Source organism: Streptomyces sp. NPDC003032 (assembly GCF_053591415.1).
Window position 1 is genome coordinate 38,071 of sequence record NZ_JBSFTT010000034.1, and the last position, 24,848, is coordinate 62,918.

At 72.5% G+C, this 24,848-nt stretch carries 23 protein-coding genes; 12 read left to right on the forward strand and 11 right to left on the reverse strand.

Going from position 1 to position 24,848, the window contains the following annotated elements; all coding sequences use genetic code 11:
* Positions 1-9 precede the first annotated feature (9 nt).
* The 4 genes from egtD to egtA are packed head-to-tail and all read right to left on the reverse strand — an operon-like array spanning position 10 to position 4,416.
* Positions 10-972 (reverse strand): L-histidine N(alpha)-methyltransferase, encoded by a 963-nt coding sequence (egtD, locus tag ACWDZ7_RS34300; protein WP_451802456.1) that lies wholly within the window; start codon positions 970-972, stop codon positions 10-12.
* Positions 969-1,724 carry an ergothioneine biosynthesis protein EgtC gene (gene egtC, locus ACWDZ7_RS34305; protein WP_451802458.1) on the reverse strand — a complete coding sequence of 252 codons (756 nt, stop codon included), beginning with the start codon at positions 1,722-1,724 and terminating at the stop codon, positions 969-971. The genes egtD and egtC overlap by 4 nt, the downstream gene beginning before the upstream one ends.
* Positions 1,724-3,070 carry an ergothioneine biosynthesis protein EgtB gene (egtB, locus tag ACWDZ7_RS34310; RefSeq protein ID WP_451802460.1) on the reverse strand — a complete coding sequence of 449 codons (1,347 nt, stop codon included), beginning with the start codon at positions 3,068-3,070 and terminating at the stop codon, positions 1,724-1,726. Before egtB ends, egtC begins: the two co-directional genes overlap by 1 nt.
* Positions 3,067-4,416 carry an ergothioneine biosynthesis glutamate--cysteine ligase EgtA gene (gene egtA / locus ACWDZ7_RS34315; protein ID WP_451802462.1) on the reverse strand — a complete coding sequence of 450 codons (1,350 nt, stop codon included), beginning with the start codon at positions 4,414-4,416 and terminating at the stop codon, positions 3,067-3,069. Before egtA ends, egtB begins: the two co-directional genes overlap by 4 nt.
* Before the next feature lie 160 nt (positions 4,417-4,576).
* On the opposite strand from egtA, the gene ACWDZ7_RS34320 reads away from it, so the two are divergent.
* Entirely contained in the window at positions 4,577-5,461 is an 885-nt protein-coding gene (locus ACWDZ7_RS34320; protein ID WP_451802463.1) for a TIGR02452 family protein, read from the forward strand.
* A 167-nt stretch (positions 5,462-5,628) separates the two neighbouring features.
* Here the strand turns inward: ACWDZ7_RS34320 and ACWDZ7_RS34325 are convergent, their stop codons facing one another.
* The gene (locus ACWDZ7_RS34325; RefSeq protein WP_451802464.1) at positions 5,629-7,059 is read right to left on the reverse strand and encodes an amidase; all 1,431 of its coding nucleotides are present in this window, start codon (positions 7,057-7,059) and stop codon (positions 5,629-5,631) included.
* Between the two features lie 176 nt (positions 7,060-7,235).
* On the opposite strand from ACWDZ7_RS34325, the gene ACWDZ7_RS34330 reads away from it, so the two are divergent.
* Positions 7,236-8,270: a LacI family DNA-binding transcriptional regulator gene (locus tag ACWDZ7_RS34330; RefSeq protein ID WP_451802466.1), complete on the forward strand. Its 1,035-nt coding sequence runs from the start codon at positions 7,236-7,238 to the stop codon at positions 8,268-8,270.
* Positions 8,271-8,307: 37 nt separating this feature from the next.
* Here the strand turns inward: ACWDZ7_RS34330 and trxA are convergent, their stop codons facing one another.
* Entirely contained in the window at positions 8,308-8,721 is a 414-nt protein-coding gene (gene trxA / locus ACWDZ7_RS34335) for a thioredoxin (RefSeq protein WP_451802467.1), read from the reverse strand.
* Positions 8,722-8,886: 165 nt separating this feature from the next.
* On the opposite strand from trxA, the gene ACWDZ7_RS34340 reads away from it, so the two are divergent.
* Both ACWDZ7_RS34340 and ACWDZ7_RS34345 read left to right on the forward strand, forming a co-directional pair.
* On the forward strand, positions 8,887-10,314 hold the full coding sequence (locus ACWDZ7_RS34340) for a dihydrolipoyl dehydrogenase family protein (RefSeq protein WP_451802469.1): 1,428 nt from the start codon (positions 8,887-8,889) through the stop codon (positions 10,312-10,314).
* A gap of 79 nt (positions 10,315-10,393) precedes the next feature.
* Positions 10,394-10,669, forward strand: coding sequence for a hypothetical protein (locus ACWDZ7_RS34345; protein ID WP_451802470.1), 276 nt, complete (start codon positions 10,394-10,396; stop codon positions 10,667-10,669).
* A 300-nt stretch (positions 10,670-10,969) separates the two neighbouring features.
* On the opposite strand, the gene ACWDZ7_RS34350 is transcribed toward ACWDZ7_RS34345, so the two are convergent.
* The gene (locus ACWDZ7_RS34350; RefSeq protein ID WP_451802472.1) at positions 10,970-11,425 is read right to left on the reverse strand and encodes an alpha/beta fold hydrolase; all 456 of its coding nucleotides are present in this window, start codon (positions 11,423-11,425) and stop codon (positions 10,970-10,972) included.
* Between the two features lie 61 nt (positions 11,426-11,486).
* Positions 11,487-14,756: a cytochrome P450 gene (locus ACWDZ7_RS34355; protein WP_451802473.1), complete on the reverse strand. Its 3,270-nt coding sequence runs from the start codon at positions 14,754-14,756 to the stop codon at positions 11,487-11,489.
* A gap of 185 nt (positions 14,757-14,941) precedes the next feature.
* On the opposite strand from ACWDZ7_RS34355, the gene ACWDZ7_RS34360 reads away from it, so the two are divergent.
* From ACWDZ7_RS34360 to crcB, 3 genes are all read left to right on the forward strand, one after another.
* Positions 14,942-15,736 carry a PAS domain-containing protein gene (locus ACWDZ7_RS34360; RefSeq protein WP_451802475.1) on the forward strand — a complete coding sequence of 265 codons (795 nt, stop codon included), beginning with the start codon at positions 14,942-14,944 and terminating at the stop codon, positions 15,734-15,736.
* Between the two features lie 455 nt (positions 15,737-16,191).
* On the forward strand, positions 16,192-16,707 hold the full coding sequence (locus ACWDZ7_RS34365) for a fluoride efflux transporter FluC (protein ID WP_451802476.1): 516 nt from the start codon (positions 16,192-16,194) through the stop codon (positions 16,705-16,707).
* Positions 16,708-16,726: 19 nt separating this feature from the next.
* Positions 16,727-17,101 carry a fluoride efflux transporter CrcB gene (gene crcB / locus ACWDZ7_RS34370; RefSeq protein ID WP_451802478.1) on the forward strand — a complete coding sequence of 125 codons (375 nt, stop codon included), beginning with the start codon at positions 16,727-16,729 and terminating at the stop codon, positions 17,099-17,101.
* A 20-nt stretch (positions 17,102-17,121) separates the two neighbouring features.
* On the opposite strand, the gene ACWDZ7_RS34375 is transcribed toward crcB, so the two are convergent.
* Entirely contained in the window at positions 17,122-17,727 is a 606-nt protein-coding gene (locus tag ACWDZ7_RS34375; protein WP_451802480.1) for a hypothetical protein, read from the reverse strand.
* 26 nt (positions 17,728-17,753) lie between these two features.
* Entirely contained in the window at positions 17,754-18,053 is a 300-nt protein-coding gene (locus tag ACWDZ7_RS34380; RefSeq protein ID WP_451802482.1) for a hypothetical protein, read from the reverse strand.
* Between the two features lie 247 nt (positions 18,054-18,300).
* On the opposite strand from ACWDZ7_RS34380, the gene ACWDZ7_RS34385 reads away from it, so the two are divergent.
* Both ACWDZ7_RS34385 and ACWDZ7_RS34390 read left to right on the forward strand, forming a co-directional pair.
* Positions 18,301-18,477, forward strand: a complete 177-nt coding sequence (locus tag ACWDZ7_RS34385; RefSeq protein ID WP_451802484.1) for a hypothetical protein — start codon at positions 18,301-18,303, stop codon at positions 18,475-18,477.
* A 10-nt stretch (positions 18,478-18,487) separates the two neighbouring features.
* Positions 18,488-19,453: a pirin family protein gene (locus ACWDZ7_RS34390; protein WP_451802486.1), complete on the forward strand. Its 966-nt coding sequence runs from the start codon at positions 18,488-18,490 to the stop codon at positions 19,451-19,453.
* A gap of 129 nt (positions 19,454-19,582) precedes the next feature.
* Here ACWDZ7_RS34390 and ACWDZ7_RS34395 read toward each other — a convergent pair whose 3' ends face one another.
* Positions 19,583-20,824, reverse strand: coding sequence for a PucR family transcriptional regulator (locus ACWDZ7_RS34395; protein ID WP_451802488.1), 1,242 nt, complete (start codon positions 20,822-20,824; stop codon positions 19,583-19,585).
* Between the two features lie 632 nt (positions 20,825-21,456).
* On the opposite strand from ACWDZ7_RS34395, the gene ACWDZ7_RS34400 reads away from it, so the two are divergent.
* From ACWDZ7_RS34400 to ACWDZ7_RS34410, 3 genes are all read left to right on the forward strand, one after another.
* A complete protein-coding gene (locus tag ACWDZ7_RS34400) occupies positions 21,457-22,971 on the forward strand; it encodes a DUF6801 domain-containing protein (protein WP_451802489.1) in 1,515 nt (504 codons plus the stop codon).
* Positions 22,972-23,037: 66 nt separating this feature from the next.
* Entirely contained in the window at positions 23,038-24,054 is a 1,017-nt protein-coding gene (locus ACWDZ7_RS34405) for an ABC transporter ATP-binding protein (protein ID WP_451802490.1), read from the forward strand.
* The gene (locus tag ACWDZ7_RS34410; protein WP_451802491.1) at positions 24,051-24,848 is read left to right on the forward strand and encodes an MlaE family ABC transporter permease; all 798 of its coding nucleotides are present in this window, start codon (positions 24,051-24,053) and stop codon (positions 24,846-24,848) included. The genes ACWDZ7_RS34405 and ACWDZ7_RS34410 overlap by 4 nt, the downstream gene beginning before the upstream one ends.

Sequence of the window (24,848 nt, forward strand, 5' to 3'; positions counted from 1 at the left end):
GGGCCCGCCTCACACCGGGGTGCTCAGCGACAGCGCGAAGCGGCCCCGCTCGTCCGTCCACCAGTGCGTCAGTTCCAGCGCGGCGCCCGCCAGTTCGGCCCGCACCCCGTCCTGCCTGAACTTCGCCGAGATCTCCGTGCGCATCTGTTCACCGGCGGCGAAGTCGACGGCCAGATCGAGCGCGGGAACCTTCACCGTCTGGTCGGCCGTGGAGCGCAGCCGCATCTCGATCCACTCCTGTCCGCGGTCCCAGACAGCGACATGCTCGAAGGCCGCCGGGTCGAAGTCCGCGTCCAGCTCGCGGTTCATCACCGACAGGACGTTCTTGTTGAACGAGGCGGTCACACCCGACGCGTCGTCGTACGCCGAGACGAGCACCGACTCGTCCTTCACCAGGTCCGTGCCGAGGAGCAGCGCGTCACCGGGGGAGAGGAGGTCGCGCACCGAGGAGAGGAACGCCGCGCGTTCGGTGGGCAGCAGATTGCCGATCGTGCCGCCGAGGAACGCGACCAGGCGCGGCCCCGGCGTGCCCGGCAGCGCCAGACCCCGGGTGAAGTCGGCGATCAGGGCGTGCACGTCGAGCGAGGGCCGCTGAGCGAGCAGGGTGTTGGCCGCGCCGGTCAGCGCGCTCTCGCTGACGTCCACGGGGACGTAGGTGTGCAGGGTGGTCATGGCGTCGATCAGGTGGCGGGTCTTCTCCGAGGACCCCGAGCCCAGCTCGATCAGGGTGCGCGCACCGGTGATCCCGGCGATCTCGGCGGCACGGGAGAGGAGGATCTCGCGCTCGGCGCGGGTCGGGTAGTACTCGGGAAGGGTGGTGATCTCCTCGAAGAGGGCGCTGCCGCGCGCGTCGTAGAACCACTTGGGCGGCAGCGACTTCGGGGTGCGGGTCAGGCCGTGCAGTACGTCGGCGCGCAGTGCGGCGCCGGTGGCGTCCTCGGGCAGGGTGCGGGTCAGCAGGAACGGGCTCACGCGGGAGGCTCCTTGAGCGGTGTCAGCAGTACGTCGGTGTGGCTTGCGGCGAGCAGGGTGCGGTCGGGCACCTCGCGCCAGTGCGGGTCGTCGTCGTAGGGCTCGGAGGCGACCAGGGTGCGGCGGCCGGGCTCCGCGAGATACCAGAGGGTGTCGCCCCAGGCGGTCGCGGTGATCGTGTCGCCGTCGGTCAGCAGGAGGTTCAGGCGCGATGCGGGGGCCGCCTCGGCGACCTCAAGGACGGTGTCGGCCAGGGCCTGCCCGGCCTCGTCGCCGCGCCGCAGCCGGTGCAGGACGAGCGCCCACACCAGCGCGGAGTCGCAGCGCGCCTCCATCGAGAGCAGTTCGGCGGGCGGCAGGCCCTCGGCGAGCGCGGCGAGCGAGCGGGGCCAGCCCGTCACCGCGCCGTTGTGGCTGAACAGCCAGGGCCCGGCGGCGAACGGCGCGGCCGCGGCCTCCCCGTCCGCGCCCGCCACCGTGGCGTCGCGCACCGCCGCGAGCAGCGCCCCGGAGCGCACCACCCGGGCGAGGTCGGCGAAGGACTGGTCGCCCCAGATCGGCCCGGTGCGGCGGTAGCGGGCGGGAGCGGGGTCCCCGTCCGCGTACCAGCCCACTCCGAAGCCGTCGGCGTTGACCGTGCCGTACCGCTGGCGGCGCGGCGCCCACGACTGGCGGTACAGGCCGTGCGCGGGCTCCACGAGAAGGCTGCCCAGCGCCACCGGTGGGCCGAGGTAGGCGAAGTGGCGGCACATCAGGAGACCTCCGGTGCCGGGACCGCCTCGGACGGTCCCGCGTCCCGCGCCGTGCGGAACCCGGAGAAGATCTGCCGCCGCACCGGATGGTCCCAGTTGCGGAACGTGCCCCGGCAGGCCACCGCGTCCACGGAGAACGCCCCGCCGCGCAGCACCTTGTAGTCGCCGCCGAAGAAGACGTCCGAGTACTCGCGGTAGGGGAAGGCGGCGAAGCCGGGGTAGGGCAGGAAGTCGCTTGACGTCCACTCCCACACGTCGCCGATCAACTGCCGTACGCCCAACGGCGACTCGCCCGCCGGATAGCTGCCCGCGGGGGCCGGACGCAGATGCCGCTGCCCCAGGTTCGCCCGCTCGGGCGTGGGGTCCGCGTCGCCCCACGGGTAGCGCATGGAGCGGTCGGCCACCGGGTCGTGCCGGGCGGCCTTCTCCCACTCCACCTCGCTGGGCAGGCGCCGGCCCGCCCAGCGCGCGTACGCGTCGGCCTCGTACCAGCTGACGTGCAGCACCGGTTCGTCGGCGGGCACCGGCTCGACCGTCCCGAAGTGACGCCGCAGCCACTGCCCGCCCTCGCGGCGCCAGAAGAGCGGGGCGCGCAGTCCGTTCTGACGGACCGTCGCCCAGCCCGCCGGAGCCCACCAGCGCATCTCCTCATAGCCGCCGTCGTCGATGAAACGCTGGTACGCGGCGTTCGTCACCGGCGTGGTGTCGATGAAGAACGGCGGGACTGTGCGGCGGTGCGCGGGGCGTTCGTTGTCCAGGGCCCACGGCTCTGTGGAGGTGCCCATCGTGAACGGGCCGCCCGGTACGAGGACCTCGTCGGGCCCGGTGAAGGGCGGGCCGGGCGCCGGGTCCGGCGCGGTGAGTGCGGCGGGACCCGAGCGCAGCTGGTGTGTGATGAGCATGGTCTCGTCGTGCTGCTGCTCGTGCTGCGCGATCATCCCGAACGCGAAACCGGCGTCGGTGAGCGCGCTCCCGTGCAGCGGCGTCCTCTCCAGCACGTCGAGCGCGCGGCCCCGCACCTCGGCCGCGTAGCCGCGGGCCTCGGCGGGCGCGAGCAGCGGAAGGCTCGGCCGCTCGGCGCGGGGATGCTCGAAGGCGTCGTAGAGCGAGTCGATCTCGGGCCGCATGGCGTCGCGGCCCGCGACCGCGCGCAGCAGCCACTGCTCCTCCTGGTTGCCTATGTGCGCGAGGTCCCAGACCAGCGGCGACATCAACGGCGAGTGCTGCGCCGTCAGTTCGGTGTCCTCGACACATGTGGTGAGCAGGGTGGTGCGGTCCCGGGCGGCGAGGAGCGCGGCGAGCGCGCGCTCGCGCAGGGCTTCCGGGTCGGTGGTCGAGCCGTTCATCGGCGGGCGTCCTTCCCCGTGGTGTCCTGGTGTCGAAGTGCGTCGCCCAGGCCGTCCAGCAGGTCGTCCGCCGGGCAGCGGCCCCGCGCGACATACTGCTCGGCGTACGTCGCGACGGCGTCCCGCGTCAAGGCGTCCGCGCCCATCCGGGGCAGCGCGTCGACGGCGGCGGCGAAGCAGGTGACGGCGGCCTCGCGCAGCTCGTCGTCGGCCGGGCCGTGGCGCGCCGCGTCCAGCCAGAGCGTGCTGTGCGGCGCTGTGGCGGACCCCTGCCGCCCGTCCCGCCCGTCCCGCTCGGCGAGCGGCTTGACGGCCCGGTAGGCGGTCTCGGACGCCTGCGGGTCGTCGAACAGCGCGCTCGTCACGGCGAGCGGCACGATCCAGCCGTCCTCGCCCGGCTGGGCGTCGACCATGCGCAGCTCCAGGTGGCCGCGCGGGCGGACCGGCGGGAACAGCGTGGTGAGGTGGTAGTCGAGATCGTCGCGGGTCGGCGGCCGCGGCAGACGCGAACGGGTCCAGGCGCGGAAGGTGAGCCCCTCCGGGACGGTCCAGGGACCCTCGTCCGGCGCGCCCTTGACACACATCACCGGCGCGTCGAGGGCGTGCCGTGTCCAGGTCTCGCGCGCTTCCCCGTCGAGCGGCGGGGCGCCGGATCTGCCCGGCTCGATGCCCGCCCACACGGCCTGCCGGGTGGACCGCCAGCCGGTCGGACGGCCGTCCTGGAGCGGGGAGTTGGCGAACGCGGCGACCAGGACCGGCCCCAGCAGATGGGCGAGGCGCCAGCGGCGCGCGTAGCCGAGCGGGCCCGGCTCCTCGTACCCGGCGTCCAGGCAGACCTGCACGGACGCCGTCGAGCACATCATGCGGCGCCCGGCGGGGCCGCCGCGGTCGAGGGAGGCCTCCAGCGCGTCGTAGCGCGGCTCGCGCAGGATCCGCGACGGCGGGCGCCACGGGTCGGCGCCGACTCCGCTGAGGGTGAGACGGTGGGAGCCCAACACGTCACGGACGAGGTCGAGATCGGCTCGCATGGCCGATACGCACTCCGTCAGGGAAGCGGCGGGCAGCGAGCTGAGCTCCAGCTGGCCGCCGGGTTCGACGGTGAGCGACGCGTTCAGGGGCAGGGCCCGCAGTGCGGCGTAGGCCGCTTCGAGGCGGGCGGCGGGGACGGGCAGATGGGCCAGTCCGGGCTCGTGGACGAGCCATTCCAGTTCGACACCGGTGGTGCGGGGTGGTCCTGTCTTGAAGCAGATGCCGCGGACCAGGGCCTCCACTTCCGCCTCGGTCACCGTGTCCGGTGCCTTCGTGCCGGGCGGCGTGCGGTGTTTCGTACAGTCTCCCTCAGGCATGCGGGGGATCCTTCCAGTCGAGAGTGCTCGTCACACCCAAAACCCTCAAGGGCGTTCGCACAAGAGTGCCCTTGAAGCTGTTCTCGCACCGGGAATTCCTGTTGCGCCGTACGACGCGCACGGCTCACCATGCGTTCATGAACGACACGGGGGTGCGGGCATGAGCGCCCGGCTGCGCACAGTGGCGCAGGAGACCGAGCGGATCGTCGCCGCGGGCGTGTACAGCGCGCCGGGCGGCCACGAGGCGGGGATCGCCGACGCGGTGGCCGCGGCCCGCGCCGGCACCCGCGTGTACGGACCGGGGCCCGTGGAGGCGCCCCGGCGCGAGCCCGTCCCGACCGTCTTCGAGGTCACGGGCGAGAGCAGCCTGGAGGCGGCGCGCAGGCTCACCGGAAGCCCCGCTCACAGCCCCGCCGGCAGCGAGGGCTCCCCGGCGGGGCGCTCTGCCGTGGCGGTGCTCAACTTCTCCTCCGCGCGCAATCCCGGCGGCGGCTATCTGAATGGTGCCCAGGCGCAGGAGGAGGCGCTGTGCCGCGCCTCCGCGCTCTACGCCTGCCTCCTGGAGGCCCGCGCGTTCTACGACCACCACCGCGCCGACCGCGACCCCTTCTACAGCGACCGCGTCATATACTCGCCCGGCGTCCCCGTCTTCCGCGACGACCGCGGACGCCTGCTGGACGCGCCCTACCGCGTCGGCTTCCTCACCTCGGCGGCCCCGAACGCCGGCGTGATCCGCCGCCGCGTCCCGGAGCGCGCCGCCGACATCCCGCAGGCGGTGACGGCACGCGCCGAACGCGTCCTGGAGACGGCGCTCGCCCGCGGCTACCACCGCCTGGTGCTCGGCGCGTGGGGCTGCGGGGTCTTCATGAACGACCCCGCGCACGTCGCCGGCGCCTTCCGGACGCTGCTCGCTGAAGACGGCCGGTTCGCCGGACAGTTCACCCACGTCGTGTTCGGAGTGCTGGACCGCACGAAGGGCACGGTGACGCGCGGGGCGTTCGAGCAGGCGTTCTGCCCGGCGCCCACGAGACCGCCACCCCCCTGAGCACCAGGACCGCGCACCGATCTACGGTGAGGCATCGGATGCCCGGGTGGTCATGAGCGTCACAGCCCCGCTGCTCGAACAACCCGTAACGAACCGTGCTCTCGTCCGGCGTTGCCTCAACCACGGATCAGGCGCTGCGGCGGACGCTGACGGTGTCGTACGCCGCCCTACGGTGCCGGTCGCGCGTCCGGGACCGGCGCGGGCCACCGCTCGTACCACCGCTGGTCCGCCTCCAACTGCGCGGCCAGCGACACCAGGAGCGGCTCGCTGCCCGCGGGCCCGAGCAGCTGGGCGCCGACGGGGAGGCCGCCCGCGACGTGCCCGGCGGGGACGTTGACGCCCGGCCAGCCGAGGACGTTCCACGGCCAGGCGTAGGGGCAGGCGGCGATCATCGCCTGGTCGGTGCGCCAGCCGCTCATGGCGGCCAGCGCGCCGATCCGGGGCGGGGGAGCGGCCGTCGTCGGCGCGATCACCACGTCGTACGTCGAGAAGACCGCGCCCACCCGACGGTGCAGCGCGGCCTCCGAGCGCCGCGCGAGCCGCAGCGGGGCGCCGCCCAGCAGCCGCCCCATGCGCGCCGCCTCGCGCGTACGCCGGTCCAGGAGCGCCGGGTCGGGGACGTGCCGCGTCCACTCCGCGATGCCCGCCGTGGCCCGCGGCACGAACGCCAGGCCGATCCGGCCGTAATCCGGATCGGCCTCCTCCACGTCGTGCCCGAGCGCGGTGAGCCGGTCCGCCAGCGCGACGACCCGCTGCCGCACCGCCGGGTGCAGCCGCTTGGGCGTCGCCGTGAACGGCATGCGCAGGGAGAGCGCGATCCGCAGCCGCCCCGGGTCACGGGTCGCCGCGTCGGCGGCGCGCACGGCGCGTGGGCGGTGCAGGTCGCCCGCGTGGCTGCCGCTCGCCGCGTCGAGGAGCAGCGCGGCGTCGGCGACGGTCCTGGCGAGCGGTCCGTTCACGGTGATGCCCTGGAACGCCTCGGGCCACGGCCACGTCGATATCCGGCCGCGCTGCGGCTTGATGCCGACCAGATGCGTCCAGGCCGCGGGGATGCGCACCGACCCCGCGCCGTCCGAGCCGAGCGCGGCGGGGACCAGGCCCGCGGCGACCGCGGCCGCCGAGCCACCCGACGAACCACCCGGTGTATGACCGGTGTTCCACGGATTACGCGTGTCGCCAAAGCCTGGCCCCTCCGTGAAGGGCCACTGCCCCAGCTCGCACGTGTTGGTCTTGCCGACGATCACGGCGCCGGACGCCCGCAGCCGCCGTACCGCCTCGCAGTCCTCGGACTTCGGCGGGAAGTCGCCCCGGCAGCCGAACGCGGTCGGCTCACCCGTGACGTCCATGTCGTCCTTGACGGCCAGTGGCACCCCCAGCAGCGGCCGCCCCTCGAACGGCCCGCCCGCAGCCAACTCCCGGTCGGAGGCGTCCGCTTCGGCGAGCGCGGCCTCGGCCCGCACCCGCTTGAACGCGTTCAGGACGGGCTGCGCCGCCTCGATCCCGGCCAGCGTCCGCTCGGTCAGCGCACGCGAGGACACCTCTCCCTCGGCCAGCGCGCGAGCGGTGCGCACGAGGCCTTCGGCACGGTCGGCAGTCATGTGGGGGCACCTTCGGTCGAGGACACGTGCCCGCACGTTAACCGGCGAGTAGGCGGCCGCGGAACGACAGCGGATGAGTCAGGACGCAAGAGGCGCAAGGAGGTTCAAGAGCGCCCGGCCGCGCTCCGGCGCCCGCCTGCCGGGGCCGCGCCACCGTCTGCGAGGATGCCGATGTCATGGTGCAGATACCGAACCAGCAGCCCGCGCAGCGCCCCGTGCCGACGAGCGCCGACGTCGCTCGCCTGGCGGGCGTCTCCCGCGCGACGGTCAGTTACGTCCTCAACAACACGAGCGCCGTGCGGATCAGCGAGCCCACACGCCGCCGAGTCCACGACGCCGCGAGGGAGCTCGGCTACGTCCCGCACGCCGCCGCCCGCAGCCTGCGCGCCGGACACAGCCGCATGGTCCTCATGCCGACATCGGAGATCCCGATGGGCCCGCTCTTCAGCCGGTTCTTCAACGAACTGCAGTGGGCGCTCAGCCGCCTCGACTACACCGTCGTGCAGTACGCGAGCCTCGGCATGACCGGCGAGGACGCCGCACGCGCCTGGGCCGAGCTGCGCCCCGTGGCCGTCCTGGCCCCCGACGCCTCCGCGCTCGGACCGCGCGGCGTGACGGTCCTGAAGCGGTCCGGCGCCAAGGCCGTCTTCACCCTCGGACCGCACCGCGTCGAGGGCGCGCACGCGCTCCTGATGGACGGACGCCGGGTCGGAGAGGCCGCGGCCCTGCACCTGCTGGCCCGCGGGCGGCGTCGGATCGGCGCGATCGTCCCCGACGGGCCCGGCCTGGAGATCTTCTCGCGGCCCCGCGTCGAGGGACTCCGCGAAGCGGTCGACGCCGCGCGCGTCACCGGCGCCTCCGTCACGGAACTGCCCCTCGCCTACGAAGAGGAGTCCGCGGCCCGGCTCGCGGCGCGCTGGCACTCACTGGGCCTGGACGGCGTCTTCGCGTACAACGACGAGTACGCGATGCTGCTGATGCGGGCCCTCCAGGACGAAGGCATCGCGATACCGGACGAGGCGGCTGTCATCGGCTCCGACGACCTGGTGCTCGGCAGACTGCTGAGGCCCCGGCTCAGCACCGTCCGCATCGAGCTGCCGTCCGGCCGCGGCCTCGCGGAACTCGTCGACCGCGTGGTGCGCGACCCGGGCGCCGCACCCGAGGTGCACGACGTGCTCGGAGCGGACGTCGTGCACCGCGAGTCCAGCTGAGCGGCGCAGGCCGCGGCGCAGGCCGATCACCGCGGGCTCACCGCTCCTGCTGCCCGTCCTGCTCCTGCTGCCCGTCCTGCCCCTTGGCCTGCTCCTCGGCGACCTGCCTGCGCACCTCGTCCATGTCCAGCTTCCTGGCCTGGCCGATGACGTCGGTGAGCGCCGCCTCCGGCAGCGCACCCGGCTGGGCGAAGACCGCCACCTGATCGCGGACGATCATCAGGGTCGGGATGGACTGGATGTCGAAGGCGGCGGCCAGCTCCGGCTGGGCCTCCGTGTCGACCTTGGCGAAGACCAGGTCGGGATTTGCCTCGGCGGCCTTCTCGTAGACCGGGGCGAACTGCCGGCAAGGACCGCACCACGAAGCCCAGAAGTCGATCAGAACGAACTCGTTGTCCGTGACCGTCTGGTCGAAGTTCTCCTTGGTGAGCTCCAGCGTCGCGCTGCTCATGGTGTGTCCCTACTTCCTCTATGGGGCGTAGCCGCTGTGCACAACGGCCGATGGTGCGAACGTATTCCGCCCGTCACGCGCACGGAGCTGGTCCCTGCGTGTACAGGCGTGTCCCGCGCGCGTACCCATGTGGCCACGGCGCACACCTGCCACCAGACTGTCCCCATGACGGATGCCAAGACGTACGACGTAGTAGTCATCGGTGCAGGTCCCGTGGGGGAGAACGTCGCGGACCGGGCCCGCGCGGCGGGCCTGAGCGCCGCGATCGTGGAGAGTGAACTCGTCGGGGGCGAATGCTCCTATTGGGCGTGCATGCCCAGCAAGGCCCTGCTGCGCCCCGTCATCGCACGCGCGGACGCCCGCCGCGTCCCCGGGCTGAGCCCGTCCGTGCAGGGGCCGCTGGACACCGCGGCCGTCCTCGCGCACCGCGACGAGTACACCTCGCACTGGAAGGACGACGGCCAGGTCGGCTGGCTGGAGGGCGTCGGAGTCGACCTGTACCGCGGCCACGGCCGCATCGCGGGACCCCGCGAGGTCACCGTCACCGGCACGGACGGCACCGAGACCCCGCTCAAGGCCCGCCACGCCGTCGCCGTCTGCACCGGCACCCGCGCGGCCCTGCCAGACCTGCCGGGCCTCGCCGACGTCAAGCCGTGGACGAGCCGCGAGGCGACCGCCGCCGACCACGTGCCGGGCCGCCTCCTGGTGGTCGGCGGCGGCGTCGTCGCCGTGGAGATGGCCACCGCCTGGCAGGCACTCGGGTCCAGCGTGACCATGCTGGTGCGGGGCGACGGGGGCCTGCTGGCCCGTATGGAGCCCTTCGCGGGCGAGCTGGTCAAGGAAGCCCTGACGGAGGCGGGCGCCGAGGTCCGCCCCGGCGTCTCGGTCACCGCCGTGAAACGCGAGAACGGCACCGTCACGGCGACCCTGGACGACGGATCGACCCTCCAGGCCGACGAGATCCTCTTCGCCACGGGCCGCGCTCCCCGCACCGACGACATCGGCCTGGAGACGGTGGGCCTGGAGCCCGGCTCGTGGCTGCGGGTCGACGAGAGCCTGCGGGTGAAGGGCAGCGAATGGCTGTACGCCGTCGGCGACGCCAACCACCGCGCGCTCCTCACCCACCAGGGCAAGTACCAGGCCCGCGTCGCGGGCGCCGCCATCGCCGCCCGCGCCCAGGGCGTCCCCCTCCTGGAGACCGACCGCTGGGGCGCCCACTCCGCCACCGCTGACCACGCCGCCGTCCCCCAGGTCGTCTTCACCGACCCCGAGGCGGCCTCGGCGGGCCTGACCCTCGCGGAGGCGGAGGCCGCGGGCCACCGCGTCCGCGCCGTCGACTACGACATGTCGGGCGTCGCGGGCGCGGGCCTCTACGCCGACGGCTACCGCGGCCGCGCCCGCATGGTCGTCGACCTGGACCGCGAGATCCTCCTCGGCGTCACCTTCGTCGGCCCGGGCGTCGGCGAGCTGATCCACTCGGCGACGATGGCGGTGGCGGGCGAGATCCCCCTGAACCGCCTGTGGCACGCGGTTCCGGCCTACCCCACGATCAGTGAGGTGTGGCTGCGGCTCCTGGAGACGTACCGCGGCTGAGCACGGCGGCGGGGCCGGCCCGAGACGTCTTCCCCAAGGCGTTCACTCTCGGGCCAGCCCCCCGTGCGCCGACGGGCGAGTGCGGCCCCGCCGCCGCTTCCAGCCTCGGCGGGACAGTCCGCTTCGGCGCCCGGCGCCCCTCGCGGCGCGCGTCTTCCGCGCCCTGCGGATCGCCCAGCGCATCGCCGCCGTACTGCTGCTGTGGAAGCGGCCCGCGACGACGGCGCCCACCGCCGCGAACGACAGGTTCCTGACGGCGGTGCAGGCCGCCCGCCGCTACGTCCGGAACGCGCCCGGCGTCCGCCGGGTCCTGCTGCGCACCGCCCTGTTCATACCCGGCGGAGCGGCCCTGTGATCCCTGCTCCCGCTGGTCGCGAGCCGCTCCCTGGGGCTCGGCCGGCCACCGTCCGCTCACCGTGGCTCGCGGCGGCCGCGCTGCTCCCCGCCGGCCTGGCCTGGATCGCGTCCTGTCCACCCTCAACGCCGCCGTGCAGGCACGGCTGCCCGACCGCTGTGGGGGCTGCTGGCCGAATGGCTCGGGCTGAGCGGTGCCTTTCTGGTGGGCGGCGGTCTGCTGCTGGCCGGTGCGGCGAGCGTGCGCGCTCTCCTGGGGCCTCTATCAGGACGGCCGGGAGCCCGACCGGTTCATCGAGAGCTACCTGGTGGCGTCCTGGGCGGCGGCGAGGAACTTCTCGACCACCGCGTTGAACGCGGGAGGGTTCTCCAGGAAGGGGAAGTGCGACGACGCCACGCCGGTGGGGAAGACGTGGAGCCGCGCGTCCGGGATCCGCCGGGCGACGAAGCACTGGGAGTCGGGGCTCACATGGCTTCCGCCGCACCCGATGACCAGCGTCGGCACGTCCACCCGGGGCAGCACGTCACGCCAGTCCTGCGCGCAGTGGTCGAACAGCAGGGGGACACTCGCGTACGACGGCGTCGACTTGACCTCCTCGGCGACGAAGGCGAGCACCTCGGGGCCGGTGGGGCCCGAGAACATACCGCGCACGTCCGGGCCGGGGATCTGGCGGACGAGCGCCGCACCGGCCCCGTTCGACCCCGTCGCCTTCCTGGCGGAGGTCCACTCCGGAGCCACCCTGTACCCGGCGCTCACCGTCACCGGCCTGGAACCGAAGGGCGACAGCGGTGTGGTGGTAGGGCCGGGCGGGGGTGCGTCAGCTGCTCGCGTAGACGTCCTCGACGTAGCGCCCTTCGGCGACCAGGCCCCGCCACCAGGCCTCGGCCCCCTCGGCGTCGCCGCCCGCGTACTTCGTACGTATGCGCTGGAACGCCTCGCGCACGCCGGGGGCCATCCGGGAGCCGTCACCGCAGACGACGACCACCGCTCCGGCCTCCAGCAGGCGCCAGACCTCCTCGGCCTCGGCCGCGATCCGGTGCTGGACGAAGAGCAGTTCTCCCTCGGGGGCCCTGGAGTACGTGGGGCGCATGGACACCGCGCCCGCGCGTTCCGCGTGCTCCAGTTCCGCGCGGTGGAGATAGTCGACGTCAGGGTGGTCGCAGCCGAAGTAGCAGAGCGCCGGGGCGAGTCCGGTGCCGCCGCGCAACAGCTCCAGGCGGTCGGCGATCGCTCCGCGGAAGGGCGCGAGGCCCGTACCCGCGCCGACCATGATGACCGGCGTCCGCGGATCACCGGGCATGCGGAAGGAGTCCCGGCAGGGCTGCACGCGCGCGTGGACGGTGTCCCCGCTCCGTACGCGGTGGAGGTACGAGGAGCCCGTGCCGCGGAAGGTCCCGCGGCCGGAGCGGTCCGGCGCCGACAGGAGCGAGACCATCAGCTCGGCGTGGCGAGGCGAGGCGGCGGGCGACGACGAGATCGAGTAGTGGCGGGTCCGGATGGGCGGCAGCAGGTCGAGCAGCACGGGCCAGGGCAGCCGCCCCCGCAGCGCGGGATGGTCCTCGACCAGATCGAGCAGACCGCCGGGCCGCGCCGCCAACGCCGCGTGGTCGGCGGCCAGTTGCTCCAGGGCGATCCGCTCCGGCGGACACTCGTTGTGTTCGGCGAGCAGAGCGACCTGCTCGGCGGTCGGTGCGTCGCCCAACTCGACGTAGCGGCCGAGGAGTTCGCGTACGGCGACCGGGCGGTCCAGTGGCAGGGTGGTCCGTCCGTGCCTGTGCGCCCGGATGTTCAGGACCGCGTCCAGGTCGACACCGAGCACCGCCGCCGCGCGCTCGACCGACTCCGGTCCGTTGACCGGGAGAACGCTCAGGTGGTCGGCGGTCCGGTAGGTCACGCCGTCGGGGAGCGCGACGCGCAGGAACCGCTTCGGGCGGGCCAGTGGGTGCGTCATGTCGACGAGGTCGGCGCTCTCCACGACGGTCATCGCCACCGTGCCGTGCCGGGCGGCCAGCGCGTCCAGCGGCCCGCCGGTGACCTCCACGACGTCGTAGGTGCCGGCCGGGGGAGCGGTGTCGGCGGCCCCGACGCTCCGCGGGTCGCCGTACCGCTCCAGCAGTGTGTGCCGCAGCGCCGAGGCGAAGCGCCGCACCGAACCGGCCAGGTCCCCGGAGGCGTCGGCTTCGGCGCGCTCCAGGAGGCGGCTCGCACCCGATGCGGCGAGCGCCTCGTCGATGAGGGTGGGCACCCGCTGGTAGGTGGCCGCCCAGTTCCGGTCGCCGACACCGAGGACCGCGTACCGCACTCCGGCGGCGGCTCGCGGCCCGGCCTCCGTCAACCAGGAGACGAACTCACGCGCGTCATCGGTGGGCTGACCGTTGTAGGAGGCGGCGACGATCACCACCGGCGCGTCGGCGGGCAGCGCCCCGGCGGCTTCGTCCAGGGGCGCGACACGCACGTCGAAGCCGAGGTCGGCCGCCTGCTCGCCGAGTTGCTCCGCGTACGCGCGGCAGGTCCCGAAGTTGGAGCCGTGCAGCAACGTCAGCGCGGTCCCGGCCGGGGCCCGGGCCGGCAGGCCGTCCCGCGGCCGGTCGGCCGCGCCCACCCCGTCCGCGGAACCGGCCGGGCCCGTGAGGGCGGTCAGCTCGCGCAGCGCGGACCGGCTCCGTTCGCGGTCCTCGGGCCCGCGGGCGGCCAGCGTCATGCTGAAGCCGTCGGGCTTGAGGGTGAGGGTCTCCTTGATCTTCAGCTCGTAGCGGGCGTGGTCGACGAACCGGTAGCGGTGCACCAGCATGCCGAGCAGCATCGTGGCCTCGTGCAGCGCGAACTGCCGTCCGATACAGGCCCGTTCGCCGGTGCCGAACGGCTTGTACGCGTGCGGGGAGCGGGCCGCCTCGGCCTCGGGGGCGAAGCGTTCCGGGTCGAACTCCTCGACGTTGTCGCCCCACACCGGATCGCGGTGCAGCATCGGGGTGAGCACCACCACGTACTCGCCGGCCTTGACCGGGTGGCGTCCGCCGATCGTCGTGTCGGCGCGCGCCCGGCGCTGGAACGCGGGGGCGGTGGGCCACAGCCGCAGTGCTTCGTTGAGGACCTGGCGTACGTAACGCAGCCTGCCCACGTCCTCGTACGACGGCTCGGGATCCGTGGCGTCGCCCCACAGGGCGTCCACCTCGGCCTGGGCGCGGTGCAGGGCCGCCGGGTTCTTGAGGAGGTGGTAGAGGGCGAAGGCCAGTGTGCCCGAGGTCGTCTCGTGCCCGGCGATCAGGAAGGTGATGACCTGATTGCGGATGTTCGCCTCGTCCAGTATCTCGCCGCTGCCCGGGTGCGGGGAGTTGAGCATCAGGCCGAGCAGATCGTCGGTGGAGACGTCGCCCGCCGCCTTGCGGGTCTCGATCACCTCGTCGACGACGCGCGCCAGGAAGGCGGCGTCGGCGGCGAACTCCGCGTCCTCGGCCGTGTAGTCCCCGCCGGGCACCCGCGCCAGCTTCGCCTGACTGTGCCCCAGCGACCGTACGAGCGCCTCGACGAAGGGGTGCGGATCGGTGCGGCCGAACGATTCGAAGTCGTAGCCGAAGCCGGACAGGCCGATGGTGTCCAGCGTCATCCTGGTCATGTCCTCCGAGACGCCCACCGGCGCGGACTCGGCCGCGCCCGGCGCGAACCGGGCGTCCCATGAGGCGATGAGGCGCCGGGCCACGCGCAGCATGTGCGGGTGGTACGTACGCATCGAGTTCATGGCGAAGGCGGGGAGCAGGATGTCGTGCGCCTTGGCCCAGTTGGGCTCGTCGTCGTACGCCGTGAACAGACCGTCACCGGCGATGCCGCGGACGTTCTCCAGGGCCGGTCCGACGCCCTTGGCGAACCGTGTCTCGTCGGACAGCTCCTCGACCAGCTCCAGGGAGGACGCCCAGACGCTGTCCCGCCCGTGGTACCGGCGGACGTAGAGCGGGCCGTGCCGACGCGCGAGCTCCACGGCCTGCTGAACGGGGGTGCTCGTCAGGCCGGTCGCCGTGACATCGACGATGGGGAGTCCGGGGTCCGGGTGGTTCCGGGGACCGTGGACCTCGACGGTGGGGGATTCGCTCATGTCCAGTGCCTCTTCCCAAGGGTGCAGGGGAGTTGAGCGCCCGGTGCGCTGGGCGCCGTCTCCACCGTCGCGCGCCCCGGCCGACGGCCCGCCGCGAGAACTGCATAATCTTGTAGGAGGCTTTTGCCCGCCGTCGCTTGCGCGGGCGGGGGCGACGTGTGTGAGCGTGGGGAGGAGGTGGGGGCGTGGCCCGGTCGGAGGGCGGACCGCCGGGTGCCACGGGCGCGGGTCCGGGCAGGCCGAAGGCGGCGGACGCGACCGTCTGGCGGGGCAGGTTCCTGAGCCTGCTCGACCGCTCCCCGGCGCCGACCGCCATCAGCAGCAGTGACGGGGTGGTCGCGGTCGCCAACCCGGCCTTCGCCGGGGCCCTGGGACTCCGGCCGGGCCGCGTCGCGAACCGGCGGCTGCTCGACCTGCTCACGCCCACCAACAGGAAGCAGCTCCGCAAGCTCGACGAGGCCATGCGCTCCGGCCGCCGGTCCCGCTACCCGGTCGAAGTCAGCTGGACGGCGGGGGACACGTCCCACCACGGACAGCTGACCGTCGAGCCGGTCACCGACCCGCTGGAGGACACGCCGCCCCTGCTGGTGACGCTGCGCGTGGCCGAGGAGGAACGGGCGCGGCCCGGAGCCGCGACGACGCGACCCGACGACGTGGGGGAGGAGTCCGCGCATCCGGCGCTGAGCGCGCAGGAGGCCCGTATCCTGAGGCTCGTCGCGGGCGGCGCCACGACGGCGGTCGTGGCCCGCGCCGTCGGAATCGGCGTCGACGGAGTCAACTACCATCTCACCCGCCTGTGCCGTCGACTACGGGTGCCGAACCGCACGGCGCTGGTGGCCCGGGCCTACGTACTGGGCCTCCTCGACGCGACGGCGTGGCCACCGGAGGTGGCCGTGCCCACCGCACGCCAGAATTCCCAGGTTTCCCACGTTTCCCAGGTTTTTCAGGTGGCCCGCCCGCCCAGGCCTCGTCGAGGGTGAGGCGTTCGACGGTTCCGTACGTCGACGGAGGGCGGCGAGACCGCCGGCGGAGACCACGGTCCGCGGGCGCGGCACGACCGCGGCGGCCATCACCACCGGGGCCACGGCGCTCTCCGGCATCGAACCGTGCCCGCCCCGGGGCGCGGGCGCCACATGCCGGCCAGGACACACCTCGGGGCGCGGGAAGCGGGCCCCGCCCACCTCAGGCGTGTACCGACCAAAAGGAGAGCGCGGGGTGGGCGTGCCCGGCACGGCCCGGTGACGCGGCGGCGCGCCCCGGCGGTTAGCCTGGTGTCAGCGGCGATCTCCCCCGGGTCTGCCGGGCCTCCCCGGCCCCTCCGGGTGTCGCGCGGCGGTGGGGCCCGCCGTACCCGAACCGCGGCGAAGGATGCCGCCAACGGTCCCTACTTGCGAACGAGTGCGCCCCACGACGGGCGACGGCGAGTAGGAGGCGCATGCCAAGGAAGCCCCGGCGGTCCGAAGCGGTCGACGAACCCACGGACCCCGACATCGATTTCTCAGCGCCCACGCCTGTGCCCGCGACCGCGCCCGTGCTGCGCGGTGAGCTGACGCGCGGGCAGGGGCAGATCCTCGCCGCGGTGGCCGTGGGCGGCGGCATCGGGGCGGCGGCACGTTACGGCGCGTCCCTCGTCTGGCCGGTCGCCGCCGATGGCTTCCCCTGGTCGACGCTGGCGGTGAACGCCGTCGGATGCGCGGTGATCGGCGTCTTCATGGTGCTGATCACCAAGGTGTGGGAGGCGCACCGCCTGGTGCGGCCGTTCTTCGGCACGGGCGTGCTGGGCGGCTTCACCACCTTCTCGACGTACGCGGTGGACATCGAGCGCCTCGTGAGCGGCGGCCACGCCCGCACGGGCCTCGCGTATCTCGGACTGACCCTGCTCATGGCGCTCGCGGCAGTGTGCGGCGCGGCGTGGACGACGCGCCGCCTGGTGGCGTGGAGGCGGTCATGACGCGACGTACGGAGGACCCGTGAACTGGCTGCTCGTGATCGCCGGAGGCATGATCGGCGCGCCGCTGCGCTATCTGACCGACCGCGCCGTGCAGACACGCCACGGCACGGTCTTCCCCTGGGGGACCTTCACCGTCAACGTCGTCGGCTGCCTGGTCCTCGGTGTGCTCACCGGTGCCGTCACGGCGGGCGCCGCGTCCTCCGCCACGCAGCTCTTCCTCGGCACCGGACTGTGCGGGGCCCTGACCACGTATTCGACCTTCTCCTACGAGACGCTGCGGCTCGCCGAGGAGGGGGCGCGGTTCTACGCCGTGGCCAACGCGCTGGGCAGCGTCGTCGCGGGCCTCGGCGCGGCCTTCGCGGGGGTGGCCGTCGCCGAGGCCCTCTGGATATGACGCCTTGAGCACTGAAGGCTTCAGCGCTTCAGTACGGAGGAGACCTCGGCCGCCCACCGCCAGGGCGCCGCCGTGCCACCGGGCCGGGAGTTGAAGTACTCCCAGCCGGCCACCCCGCCGAAGCCGCGATGCTTCGAGGCGAGCGCGTGGAGCGTCGACTTGAGCGTGGTCATGCCGACGTAGCCGCTGCCGCCGTTGGCCGGTGAGGTGAGCGTGCCGGCGACCACCTTGGACGCGGGAATCAGCCCCCGGGCGATGATCTCGTCATAATCGGCCGTGGATCCCATACCGCCCCATCCGTTGTAGAACTGGGCGTTGAACCACGCGATGTCACCGCCCCGGCTGCGGTAAAGGTCGTCGTAGTCGAAACCGGAGAGATTTCCGCCGCCGCTGAGCGCGCTGCCCACCGGCGCGAGCGTAATGAGGAAATCCGCGCCGAAGTCGGCCCGCAGCGCGCTGATGACACGCTCGATTCCGCCCAGCGACATCTGCTCCTCGACATCGAGGTCGACGCCATCGAGCTGGTACCGCCGGATGAAGTCCCGCAGCAGCGGGTAATACGTGTCGAATTCGTTGTCGAGCCGGGTGAAGCTGCCGGGCGCCGCCCCGCCGACCATCGCGAGCACGTGTACGCCCTGGCCGCGCAGGGTCTTCAGATCGCGCGCCACATCCGGTCGAACCTGGCCGCGCCCGGCGGATCGTCGTTCAAATGCACCGGTGCGTAAGGCCCGTTGAGGTCATTGAGATGCACCGCGGCCACCAGTACATCCGTCACGCCGGTGTTGTGCTCGGTGAGCGCGAGCGGTGACACATACGTGCCATTCGCGTACTGCGTCTGGTAATAGACGACCACGCGCTTTCCCTTCGCGGCCGGTTTCCCCGCCGCCATCGCCGTACCACCCGACGCGGCGGTGAACGCCAGTGCCGCGAGCAGAACGCTGCGCCTCTTCATGCTCATCACTCCCCTGTGGTCGAAGTCGCCGCAATTCTTACGGGGGTTGCGGCGAATCGCTAGGGTGAGGGGGAGCTAATGCGCATTAGTTAGTCAGTCGGTGGGCCGGCGGTCGGCCGGAACCCGGCCATGAACTCCCGGGTGACCAGGAGGTCACACCTGGGTGAAGTCTCCGCTCGGCGCGGCGGCCATCCGCAGATGTGGTGCGGCGTCGGCCGTGGAACATTCAACTACAGGGGGGCAGGCGATGGAAATGACCTATTACGAGCATGGGAACGCGGTGGAGCGCTGGGAGCGCGCGCGGCAGTTCTTCGACGCCAAGGAGTACGCGACGGCGGCCAGGATCCTCGCCGCATGGCCGGACTGGTACGGCCATGCGGCGAGGCACCGACGGGTGACTGACGCGTGGCGTCCCCGGGGATAGGTTGTGCGGCATGAGCAATCTTGATCGCGAGGCGGTTCCGAGCCGGTGCGGCGGCCGGGGGTTCGTCGTCGCGGAACCGGTACGGGAACTCCTCAGCCCTCGGCGGGTCAGGCTCGGCGAGTCCACCGAAGTCCGGCGCCTGCTGCCCAACCTCGGGCGCCGCATGGTCGGCGCCTGGTGCTTCGTCGACCACTACGGCCCCGACGACATCGCGGACGAGCCCGGCATGCAGGTGCCGCCCCACCCGCACATGGGCCTGCAGACGGTCAGCTGGCTGCACGACGGGGAGGTCCTGCACCGCGACTCCACCGGCAGCCTCCAGACCATCCGCCCCCGCGAGCTGGGCCTGATGACGTCGGGCCGGGCGGTCTCGCACTCCGAGGAGAGCCCGAAGCCGCACGCGCGCCTCCTGCACGGCGCCCAGCTGTGGGTCGCCCTGCCCGACGCCGACCGCCACACGGCGCCGAGCTTCGAGCACCACGCGGAGCTGCCCCGGATCACCGCGCTCGGCCTGACCGCGACGCTGATCCTGGGCGACCTGGACGGGGCCGGCTCGCCCGGCACGGCGTACACGCCGATCGTCGGCGCGGATCTCACCCTGGCCCCCGGCACCGACGTAAGCCTCCCGCTGGAACGGGACTTCGAGTACGCGGTCCTCTCCATGTCCGGCGAGGCCCACGTCGACGGCGTCCCGGTACTGCCGGGCTCCATGCTCTACCTGGGCTGCGGCCGCACCGACCTTCCGCTGCGCGCCGAGTCGGACGCGTCCCTGATGCTCTTGGGTGGCGAACCGTTCGAGGAGGAATTGGTGATGTGGTGGAACTTCGTGGGCCGCTCCCAGGAGGACATCGAGGAGGCGCGGAGGGACTGGACGCAGGGCAACCGCTTCGGCGAGGTGAAGGGCTACGACGGCGTTCCGCTGCCCGCGCCGGAGCTGCCGCCGGTGGCCCTGAAACCACGGGGGCGGATGCGCTGAGCCGGGGTGATGGATGTGATGGATGTGATGGCGCGGCCGTGAACGTCCGCCGGGGGAGCGGATACGGGCTCAGGACGCTGCGGCCGGTCGAGTTGCGGCCGGTCGAGGAGTTGCGGCCGGTCGAGGGGGTCAGCCCGTGACGGCGGGCAGGCGCGGCCGGTGCGTCGTGCCGGTGCGGCGGGAGCGCAACGCCAGCGCGCGCAGGACCAGTTCGATGGCGAAGCGGTGGTCCGGCGAGGCCAGCAGATCGCCGAAGGCCTTCTCCAGGTTGCGGAGCCGGTAGCGGACCGTCTGCGGGTGCAGATGGAGCAGCTCGGCCATCTGCACGGCGTTGCCCCGGGTGTCGAGCCACGCCCGCAGGGTGTCGATGAGACGCTCGCGCTGATTCGCGGTGAGGCCGGCCAGGGGCGCCAGTTGCTGCTTGGCGAGCGCCGTGATCAGGCCGGGGTCCGCGTAGAGGGAGAGGGCCACCAGATGGTCCTCGCAGTGGATGTACGGGGCGCTGTCCAGGATGCCCGCCTCGGCGAGGCTCAGGGCTCTCCGGGCCCAGTGCAGGGACTCCGCCGCGTCCCCGAGCGGCACGGTCAGACCGACGGCCGCGCGGACGGTGTGCGGGGCCGCGTCCATGAAGGCGCGGCGGTGCTCGTCGACGGCGCCGGGTATCAGGGCGTGCGGATGCGGGGAGCTCAGATCGACCAGGACATCCTCGGAGATCGCCCCCCGGTCCGGTCGTGCCTCCGCGCTGAACGCGATGGGTGTCACCTCGTCGGGCAGCTGCCACTTGGCGCGCTCGGCGAGTTCGACCAGGGTCGCCCTGGGGACGGCCACATCGGCGAGCAGATGTTCCAGGAGCCGCCGGCGCTGGATGTCCTGGCCCTGCTCCATCTCCGTCCGGGCCTCCTGATATCCCTTGCGTGAGACCTCCATCAGGTCGTCCACGTAGGCGAGCAGGGCGTCGGCGAAGGAGAGCATCAGACCGGCCGGCAGGTTGAGCCGACGCAGCATGCCCTTGGCCCGGTTGAGGGCGAGCCGGGCGCCGAGCCGGAAGATCGCCTGCATGGTGTCCAGGCTGCGGCCCTCGTAGGCCTCGAAACGGCCGAACATGCGGCACACCTTGTCGCGTTGGACGGTGGAGGCGTCCGGGACGGCGACCTGGTCCACGAAGCTCGTCAGATTGTGCTCGACGACGAGATGCACGGCCCGGGAGTAGGGACCGTCGAGGACTTCCGCGTACTCGGGGTAGGAGCGGCGGATCTCGTCGATGACTTCCTGGATGAGCCCGGGCAGTTCGGGCCGCATGATGGTGGCGAACTCACGTGGCAGAGCAGATGCTGGATGTCCCGTATCTCCCGCCTTTACTACAGTTGCCATAGAACTCCCCTTACTCCGCGCGTGATCGGAACCGCTGACCGGTAGTGGTGGGGGACACGACCGGTCCCGGGCGACCTCGGTGGTCGCCGGTTGGCGGCGGGTCATAATTGATCTCGGCGCTGCGGAACCCTTGGCACGGTAGACCACGGACAGCTGGTGTGCATCCGGCTCACCACTCTCATTCGGACAACCTCGTTCCGCTGGTGACGTGTTCAGGGCGCCCTGCTCGGGCGCTCTCCGTCAAGGGCCCGGGAGGAGAATGCTCACTTGTGAATGAAGCCGCTCCCGGAATTACTGCCCGTGGGACAAGGAATTGCCTGATGTCTTCGAGCTCTGGCGCTTTGCCAATTCGGCCGTTGCGCCGCCCGGTTACCCGTGCGTAGGGTCCGGATCGCAAGCTGAGCGGGAAGTAGCCGGGAAGCAGCCGGGAAGCAGCAAGGAAGCAGCCAGGTGAACAGGAAGTAGAGCGGGCTTTATCGGAAGGCATTGCCCGGCACCTGCTTCGGTCCTCCGGAGCGCGGATCTCGATTCCGCGTTGGTGGTCCCGGCCCCTCCGGATCACTTGAGGACCCCTCCATCGGACCCCGCGGCGGCCCCCCTGCCGCGGGGTCCCCCCTGATCGGAGAGCAGCGATGAGAGGCGCCCTGAGCGGCCCACGCACGGCGCGACTGGTGGCCGTCGCCGCGGTGGCGTGCGTGCTCGGTCCGCTGGCCGGGCCGGGCTCTGCCGCGCGGGACCAGCGGGAGGCCCGGCTCACGGCCGCGTACGACTGCTCGCTTCCCTCCGGCGCGCAGCGGATCCCCTCCGGTGCACAGCCGATCGAGGTCAGCCTCGACGCGGAGTTCCCCGAGCGCGGCGCGGTGGGCAAGCCGATCCGGCCCGTGGGCGTGACCGTACGGGCGAGTCTGCCGCGGGACGTGGTGGCGCGACTGCTGCCCGAGGGGACGAAGTCGGTCTCCGGCACGGCCACGCTGGCCACGGCGGTCGCGCAGGGGCCGGAACGGGCGCGGGCCGAGTGGGCGGGTCTGGCCGCGAGTGCGGTGGTACTGCCCGCGGAGGGCGCCGTCGAGTTCGGCTTCAGTGGTGACGTACCGCATGTGACCGTCGGTTCCGCGGGTGACGTCGCTTTCAGAGCCGGCCAGTTGGATCTGACGCTCGCCGCCGAAAGCTCCCCGGACACGGACACGGACACGGACACCGGCACTGGCACTGGCACTGGCACCGGCACCGGCACGGAGCCCCCCGCGTCCGCCGCGCTGACCTGCACCCCGGACCGCGACGCCGACCTGCTCTTCGCCACCGTCCCCGTCGAGGCCCCCGCCACCGAGACCCCCGACGTGCCGTCCGCCGGCCCCACGGAACCAGGCGCCCGCACCCCGAAAGGTATCGACCCGGAAGACATCGACCCGGGAGGCATCGACGCCGGACCCCGGCCCCGCGCCGCCACGGACGAGTGCCCGGCGGACCCCCCGAAGGGCAAGCTCGACCCGGAGCGGCTGCCCCCCGTGCCGCCGGGCGGTGAGGTCACCGAGGGCGAACCGACCTCGGCGTGCGCGGTGCCGGTGGGCTTCGCGACCATGCGCAAGCTGAAGGGCTCGGCGATCGTCAACGACCCGCGAGATCCCCGGGTCGGTCTGATGCGTCTCGCGATGCTCATGCGTCATGTGTCCGCGCCCGAGTACAACGAGTACGACCATCTCGGCATCATGCAACTCCCCGACGTCGAGGGCACGTTCCTCACCTTCGGCTTCCAGCCGATCACCGCCAAGGTGCGCTTCGAGGCGCGGCCGGCGACCGTGGTGAACATCATCAGGCCGGGCAAGCCGCCGGTCACCAGGGTCGGCTACTGGCAGCATCTGCGCCTCCACGACGTACGGGTCAACGGCGTGCCCCTCGACGTCGGGCCCAGGTGCCGTACCTCACGGCCCATCGACACCCGGCTCACCGGCAGTTACCCGGTCACCAGTGGCGGGCTGCTCCAGGGCACGCTCGACATCCCGCCCTTCTCGGGCTGCGGAGCGAACGGTGAGGACCTGGACCCCCTGCTCACGGCGACGGTCTCCGGGCCCGGCAACCCCTTGAAGATCCGGCAGGGACCCATCTGCACTGGATCGTCCTGCAAGGCGCCTCCCCTGCCCGAACTCTGAACCGCGAGCCGCTGTACGCGAGCCCGAACTCCGCCAAGGACCCGAACTCTGCGCCAAGGAGGTGCGATGGGAGTCGAAGTGGTCGTCGAAGGGCTGACCAAGTCGTTCGGAAAGCAGAACATCTGGCAGAACGTGACGCTCACCCTGCCGCGCGGTGAGATCAGCGTGATGCTCGGCCCGTCCGGCACCGGCAAGACGGTCTTCCTGAAGTCGATCGTCGGCCTGGTCCGCCCCGAGCGGGGGCACGTCCTCATCGACGGCGTGGACATGGTCAACAGCCGCGAACGGGACGTGTACGAGGCGCGGAAGCTGTTCGGCCTGATGTTCCAGGACGGTGCGCTCTTCGGCTCGCTCAGCCTCTTCGACAATGTCGCGTTCCCGATGCGCGAGCACACCCGCAAGAAGGAGTCGGAGATCCGCCGCGTCGTCATGGAGCGGCTCGACCTGGTGGGCCTGGCCGGCGCCGAGCACAAGCTGCCGGGCGAGATATCCGGCGGCATGCGCAAGCGGGTCGGCCTGGCGCGGGCCCTGGTGCTCGACCCGCAGATCATTCTCTGCGACGAGCCGGACTCGGGGCTCGATCCGGTCCGTACGTCGTATCTGTCCCAGCTGCTCATCGACATCAACGCGGAGATCGACGCGACGATGCTCATCGTCACCCACAACCTCGATATCGCGGCGACCGTCCCGGACAACATGGGGATGCTGTTCCGCCGCGACCTCGTGATGTTCGGCCCGCGCGAGGTGCTGCTGACCAGCGATGAACCGGTGGTCGAGCAGTTCTTGAACGCCCGCCGGGCCGGCCCCATCGGCATGTCCGAGGAGAAGGACCAGGCCACGCTGGACCTGGAGGCCTCCCATGGCATCGTCGCCGGCCCCGCGACGGAGCGGACCATCGTGCCGCAGCTGGCGCCCACCCCCGGACTGCCGGAGCGCAAGGCGGTGCGCCGACGACAGGAGCGGGTCCAGGGCATGCTGCACGAGCTGCCGCCGGCGGCCCGCCGCGCCATCGAGGCGAGTCTCCGAGGCGGCGGCGCGCCCACGCCGGTCGCGTCCCGGGTGAGCCGGGGAGTGCGCACATGACCGCACCCCCCGCCCCCCGTCGGCCGCTGCCGGGCCTGGGTGTCCTGCGCGAGATCGGCCATATGTTCGCGCTCGCGGTGAGCGTGCTCCGCCTGATCTTCAAACGGCCTTTCCAGTGGCGGGAGTTCATCGAGCAGTTCTGGTTCATCGCGAGCGTCACGATCCTGCCCGCGATGCTGGTGACGATTCCGTTCGGAGCGGTGATCGCCCTCCAGGTGGGCTCCCTGATCGAGCAGCTCGGCGCCCAGTCCTTCACCGGAGGCGCCAGCGTCCTTGTGATCATCCAGCAGGCCAGCCCGCTGATCGTGTCGCTGCTCATCTCGGGCGTCGCCGGCTCCGCGATCTGCGCGGACCTCGCCTCGCGCACCATCCGCGAGGAGCTGGACGCCATGCGCGTCATGGGCGTCTCGCCCGTCCAGCGCCTCGTCGTGCCCCGGGTGCTCGCCGTGATGCTGGTCGGGCTGCTCCTCAACGGCCTCGTCTCCGTGGTCGGCACCCTCGGCGGCTACTTCTTCAACGTCGTGATGCAGAACGGCACTCCGGGCGCGTACGTCGCCAGCTTCTCGGCCCTCGCCCAGCTGCCCGATCTCTACATCAGCGAGCTGAAAGCGCTGATCTTCGGCTTCATCGCCGGAGTCGTCGCCGCGTACCGCGGGCTCCATCCGAAGGGCGGACCGAAGGGTGTGGGCGATGTGGTGAACCAGTCCGTCGTCTTCACCTTCCTCATCCTCTTCTTCGTCAACATGGTCCTGACGGGCATCTATCTGCAGCTCGTCCCCTCGAAGGGGCTGTGA